This window comes from Candidatus Latescibacterota bacterium, from assembly GCA_019038625.1.
In the GTDB taxonomy this organism is placed as follows: domain Bacteria; phylum Krumholzibacteriota; class Krumholzibacteriia; order Krumholzibacteriales; family Krumholzibacteriaceae; genus JAGLYV01.
Window position 1 is genome coordinate 1 of sequence record JAHOYU010000002.1, and the last position, 5,700, is coordinate 5,700.

General features: G+C 47.4%; 7 protein-coding genes. All 7 read right to left on the bottom strand.

Features of this window, described 5'->3' with window-relative positions; translation table 11 throughout:
- A partial coding sequence (gene dxs / locus KOO63_00070; protein MBU8920232.1) for a 1-deoxy-D-xylulose-5-phosphate synthase occupies positions 1 to 1,582 on the bottom strand: 1,582 nt, incomplete at its 3' end.
- 15 nt (positions 1,583 to 1,597) lie between these two features.
- Positions 1,598 to 2,035 (bottom strand): divergent PAP2 family protein, encoded by a 438-nt coding sequence (locus KOO63_00075; protein MBU8920233.1) that lies wholly within the window; start codon positions 2,033 to 2,035, stop codon positions 1,598 to 1,600.
- A gap of 2 nt (positions 2,036 to 2,037) precedes the next feature.
- Positions 2,038 to 2,937 (bottom strand): polyprenyl synthetase family protein, encoded by a 900-nt coding sequence (locus tag KOO63_00080; protein ID MBU8920234.1) that lies wholly within the window; start codon positions 2,935 to 2,937, stop codon positions 2,038 to 2,040.
- Positions 2,930 to 3,142, bottom strand: a complete 213-nt coding sequence (xseB, locus tag KOO63_00085; protein ID MBU8920235.1) for an exodeoxyribonuclease VII small subunit — start codon at positions 3,140 to 3,142, stop codon at positions 2,930 to 2,932. The genes KOO63_00080 and xseB overlap by 8 nt, the downstream gene beginning before the upstream one ends.
- Complete coding sequence (gene xseA, locus KOO63_00090; GenBank protein MBU8920236.1) at positions 3,133 to 4,584, bottom strand: exodeoxyribonuclease VII large subunit; 1,452 nt, start codon at positions 4,582 to 4,584, stop codon at positions 3,133 to 3,135. The genes xseB and xseA overlap by 10 nt, the downstream gene beginning before the upstream one ends.
- A complete protein-coding gene (folD, locus tag KOO63_00095) occupies positions 4,571 to 5,467 on the bottom strand; it encodes a bifunctional methylenetetrahydrofolate dehydrogenase/methenyltetrahydrofolate cyclohydrolase FolD (protein MBU8920237.1) in 897 nt (298 codons plus the stop codon). The genes xseA and folD overlap by 14 nt, the downstream gene beginning before the upstream one ends.
- Positions 5,468 to 5,478: 11 nt before the next feature.
- Positions 5,479 to 5,700: YmdB family metallophosphoesterase (locus KOO63_00100; GenBank protein ID MBU8920238.1), on the bottom strand; the 222-nt coding region annotated here is incomplete at its 5' end.

The following is a 5,700-nucleotide window of genomic DNA, read 5'->3' on the forward strand; positions in this document are numbered from 1 at the left end:
ATCGTGACATGATTGTCGCTGTTTCCATTGCCAGGGACAACATCGACCCTGCGGACAGGATTGATACGTCCTTACCTTCACGCACGATCCGTCCCTTCCCCAATTGCAGAGGTTTCTTCATATCAACCGATTCTATTCCGACTATATTCCCCCTAGGAAATCTAATCGCGGATGGTCCATCTTCGATCAACATCATTGTGTACAACATTCTGCTCAACTCGTTCTCATCTGTCGGGGCCATCAGAGTGAGATCCGGCACAATACTCAAAAAGCTTATATCAAAGACTCCGTGATGCGTCGCTCCGTCCCTCCCGACAAGCCCTGCCCTGTCGACAACGAATCTGACCGGCAGCTTCTGCAGGGCAACATCGTGAATGATCTGATCGAATCCTCTCTGAAGGAATGTCGAATATATCGCTACAAACGGTTTATAGCCTTCTTTAGCAAGGCCTGCCGCAAAAGTAACTGCGTGCTGCTCACTGATTCCGACATCGAAAAATCTTTCGGGAAACTTTTCCGCGAACTCTGACAGACCGGTCCCTTCCTTCATCGCCGCCGTCACAGCTACGACCTTCTCATCCTTCGAAGCAATATTACAGAGCGTCTTCCCAAAGAACCTGCTATAGCTTTCCTTACCAGGACTCGATTTGGACCCTCCCGTTTTTTTATAAAAGCTTCCAACCCCGTGGAATTTTTCTGCGTCTTTCTCGGCGAACTGGTAGCCCTTGCCTTTTTTCGTCATGGCATGGATCATAATTGGCCCGGGGATCTGGTGAAGCAGGGAAAATGTCTCTACAAGCTGTCGAATATCATGACCATCAAGAGGTCCAAGATAGCGGAATCCGAGTTCCTCAAAAAGAATAGTGGGTACGACCAGGTTCTTGATGCTCTCTTTGATCCGACTCGCCAGTTTTCTTGCCTTCCCACCCAGAGCTGGTATTTTTCCGAGAAGTTCCCATACATCGGCCTCAAGCTGAAGATATGGTTTTTTTGTCGTTATACGGGTGAGGTAGCGAGCGAGCGCTCCAACATTCTTCGATATGGACATTTCATTGTCATTCAGGATTATCACGAACCTGTTCATCTTTAGATGGCCTGCATGATTGATTCCTTCAAAAGACATGCCCCCTGAAACCGCACCATCCCCGACTATACTGATTATGAAATTATCTCCACCCTTAAGATCCCGTGCGACTGCAAAGCCTGTCGCCGCCGAAATAGCGGTGCAGGCATGGCCAACACCAAAACAGTCATGTTCACTTTCGTGAATATTTGGAAAACCGGAGATTCCGTTCCGTGTCCTGAGAGATCGGAACGCTTCCCTTCTACCCGTTATAATCTTATGAGCATAGCTCTGGTGGCCGACATCCCATACAATTTTGTCGTCCGGTGAATCAAACACATAATGCAGAGCCAGCGTAATTTCTACGGCTCCCAGACTCGAGGCCAGATGTCCGCCTCTTATGGACACTACTTCTATGATATACTTCCTGATCTCTTCTGCCAGGACCTCCAGATCCTCTATAGATAGCCCCTTCAGATCCCGTGGCGAATCGATACTATTAAGAAATCTGTATTTCAGGGTTTGTTCCTTTCACTATAGAAGACCATAGGTCAGAAGGACTCCAAGCGCTGTGCCGACCATTACGTCCAGAGGCCTGAATTGAAGCACTCTTGTTATCTTTGCGGATCTCAAGCTTTTGTATTCCTTGATATTTGTAATTATTTCGTTCAAAACATCGGCCTGTTTCTCTTTCTGCCGTTTCAATCTCATCATATCATGAATAATGACCAGACAATATGTCGTCGTGACGGAAAATAGTATAGAAGAATAACCATACTTGATCCCTATGAGTGCGGCTACGGACCCGAATACGCTGGCATGGAGATTGGGCATCCCATCTGCCTGGAAAAATCTGGCGATATCAAACTTTCTGTTTATCAGAGAATAAAGGATCCCCTTCAACAACTGCACGAGAATCGCGCAAATCACCGGAAGAAGAAATATATCCCTGTAAAACAACTGCTTGATCATCTTCAGGAGACCCTCTCCAGAAAGAGTTTGAATAACGATTCGATCCTGCCGTCATCGCCGGCAGTCTTTACGATCTCAATAGATTCATCAATAAGACACTTTGCCATCTTTTCGGCGGATTCCAGCCCAAAGCAAGCGGGCCATGTAATTTTCCCTTTTTCATCATCCTTTCGCAAGCCTTTTCCAACCAGCTTCTCATCCCCCCGAACATCAAGAATGTCATCTGCGATCTGAAAGGCCAGACCGGCTTTCCTGCCAGCCTCCTTTATCTGCACAATAACATCCTGTCCTACCCCAGAAAGAATTGCACCGATTCCCATCGAAGTGCTTATCAGTTCTGCTGTTTTCCGAGCATGGATAAACCTTACAATATTTTCGTCTGGTCTCTTCCCTTCCCCCTCGATATCTGCGACTTGCCCACCGACAAGCATCTTCGATCCCGCAGTCTTCGAAAGCAATCTTACTGCTGAGATAATGTCTTTAACCGCAGGATCTTTCAACTCGCTTATTAGTTGAAACGCATATGCCTGAAGGGCATCTCCAGCCAACAAGGCTACAGCCTCGCCATATTTTATGTGACATGAAGGCCTGCCTCTTCTCGTATCGTCATCATCCAGACAAGGAAGGTCGTCATGGATCAGAGTATATGCGTGTAGACACTCGATAGCACACCCTGCGGTCATCGCGGCTGTACGGTGCTTTCCACCCAGCACCTCATGAGTCCACACACATAGTATGGCTCTAAGCCTCTTCCCCCCACCCAGGACGGCGTATCTCATAGCGTTATGAAGTGATTCCGGACGCTCCGAACCATGCGGAAGAATCTCTTCCAGGAGAGCATTGATCTCGTTCCTGGCCTGATCCAGTCCACCACCATTAACTTTGCCCGGTTCACTATTCATTGGCAGAGTCACTTTCGAACTCTTCCGACAGTTTTTTTATCCTCTCGTCGGCCTGCTGCAGAATAACTCTGCATTTTCTACCGATTTTCATTCCCTCTTCATATAGCTTGATGCTTTCTTCCAGAGGAACGACTTCATCCTCGAGACGTCTTACAATCTCCTCAAGTCTTTCTATCGATTCTTCGAAATTGACTTTTACCGCCATCCCTTTTCCTTTCCTTTTTTCTCGACAAGGCAAGACGCGTTTCCATCGTGGAACATAACTTTTATTCGCTGACCGGTCGAGACACCGTCTACAGATCCGACCACTTCATTTCCATCTCCGGTCATGCAGAACGTGTAGCCTCTTTTCAGAATACCCAGAGGATAGAGCCCTTCCATCGTCCTTATGATACCATCAGATCTGCTCTTCTTCATGCGAATACTTCCCAATATTTCAGATCTTATCAGTCCCTGCAACCTCCTGAGAGATTCCTTTCCTGCTTTTATATTACCATCGGGAGTATTCCCCACCAGCCGTTTCGTCGAATCTGCGAGTCGCCGTTCTGACACTCTGCATTTGTTCCCCAGACTGACGTTCATGGAGTTTGCAGCATCATCTATATGAGAAAGATGACTATTCGATATTCCGGACCAGAGTTCATCAAGTCTCGCAGTCAGGTCTTCGACTCTTAATAAAGCATCATCTTTCTTGTGTTCGAATAGTTCAAAAACGCTTCCTCGCATTATATATTCGACAAGATTCAGCCGTCTCTCAGAAGACTGGAGCCAGTTTTTTCTTATACTTTCAGCAAATCTATCAAGCCTGTCCAATATATCCATCCTGGAAGGAGTTGCCAGTTCAGCTGCGGCTGTGGGAGTCGGAGCTCTTAGATCCGCTACATGATCGCATATCGTCGTATCTGTCTCGTGCCCAATACCGGTGATCACGGGATATCTGCACCCTGATACTGCCCTTGCGACGGGTTCTAGATTGAAAACCCACAGGTCTTCGCTGCTTCCTCCACCCCTTGCAAGGATTACGAGGTCCACGTCTTTCATTGCCTCGATCCGGCTAAAAGCCCGGACTAGCGAATCAATTGCTTTTGGACCCTGTACTTCTGAATGGATATGCACGAGATCTGCTACGGGCCACCTTCTCTCGACAGTCTTTCTGATATCTCTTATAACAGCACCTGTCTTTGATGTTATGACCGCTATCTTACCAGGATATAAGGGAATGGCCTGTTTTCGGGAAATATCCGTAAGCCCCTCATTTACAAGTTTTCCCAGGAGTCTCTCGAATTCAATCTCTGCCCCGCCCCTGCCTGCGACCACCATGGAATCCATGATCAGCTGTGTTTGCCCGCTGCCACCGTAATGTGACATGCGGCCTGAAGCGATCACGAACATTCCGTTATCGGGTAGAAAAGCAAGTCCGTAAGTATTGCGCTTGAACATGACTCCGCGCAGAAGATTCTTCTCATCTCTCAGAGTGAGGTAATAATGACCGGAAATATGTGCTTTGAAATTGGCGATCTCACCCGCGACCCTGATCGATGGAAACTCAGACTCGAGATTCTGCCTCAATGCGTCCGTGATCTCAGAAACTGTATAGACGTCATCAAGTCCGGTCCTGGATTGGTTACCGGAATCATACTGGTTCATCCGGCATTCCCCTTGCCCATTTTGCAGCCAGAAGAGTATTTTTCATCAACATTGTGACCGTCATCGGTCCTACGCCTCCTGGGACAGGTGTGATGAGGGACGCCCGTGGATAGACGGAATCGAAATCGATATCCCCAGCCAGGCGATATCCCTTTTTCTTCGTCGGATCTTCTACCCTGGTAGTTCCGACATCTATTGCTACGACCCCTTCTTTTACCATGTCTCCGGTTATCATGTGAGGCTGCCCTGCCGCAGCTATAAGGATGTCAGCTTCGATTGTCGCATCCTTCAGGTCTTCAGTCCGGGAATGACAAATCGTAACTGTGGCATTGCCTGTGTCAGATTTTGATGAAAGAAGAAGAGCCATCGGTTTTCCGACGATGAGACTCCTGCCCACAATAGTCACTTTCTTTCCTCTTGTTTCAACACCGTATTTCTTTAAAAGAACAGTTATTCCAAGAGGAGTACAGGAAACGAATGTCGGTTTTTCTGCAGCCAGGCGTCCAAGACTGTAGGGGTGGAAGCCATCTACATCCTTTGAGGGATCGATGGTCTCAATGACTTTTTGCTGATCTATATGAGAAGGAAGGGGCATCTGCACAAGTATACCATCGACATCTTTGTCATCATTAAGTTTTTTCACCCTGTCGAGAAGATATTCTTCGGATATATCCGCCGGCATTTCTATCAGATCCGATCTGATCCCTATCTTCTCCGCTTTTCTGACCTTCATCCCGACATATGCCTGGGAAGCTGGATCTTCCCCGACAATGACAACAGTGAGTCCTGGCGATTTTCTGGTTCTGGAAAACTCCAGGACTTCCTTTTTGATTTCCTCGGTGATCTCTGCGCCTACAGCCTTGCCGTCGATTATCCTGTCCAAATGACTGTTTTTCACGAAGATATCCCCTCGATAAACCTGTGGATCCTCTCTACCCTGACAGTTTTCCCATTTTCATCATTAATTTCCGCGAATATCCCTTCAATACAAGGATCATCCCCACCTGCCTGAAACCGCACATTGACACCTTTCAGAAACCTTTCGATAACCTGTTTCTTGTCTACCCCGATGACTGATGAATATGGTCCTGTCATACCGATATCCGTCTGGTATCC

Bases quoted from the DNA above. Each gene is read 5' to 3' on its own strand.
- KOO63_00075 (MBU8920233.1), bottom strand. From the start codon at position 2,035: ATGATCAAGCAGTTGTTTTACAGGGATATATTTCTTCTTCCGGTGATT.
- KOO63_00080 (MBU8920234.1), bottom strand. From the start codon at position 2,937: ATGAATAGTGAACCGGGCAAAGTTAATGGTGGTGGACTGGATCAGGCC.
- xseB (MBU8920235.1), bottom strand. From the start codon at position 3,142: ATGGCGGTAAAAGTCAATTTCGAAGAATCGATAGAAAGACTTGAGGAG.
- xseA (MBU8920236.1), bottom strand. From the start codon at position 4,584: ATGAACCAGTATGATTCCGGTAACCAATCCAGGACCGGACTTGATGAC.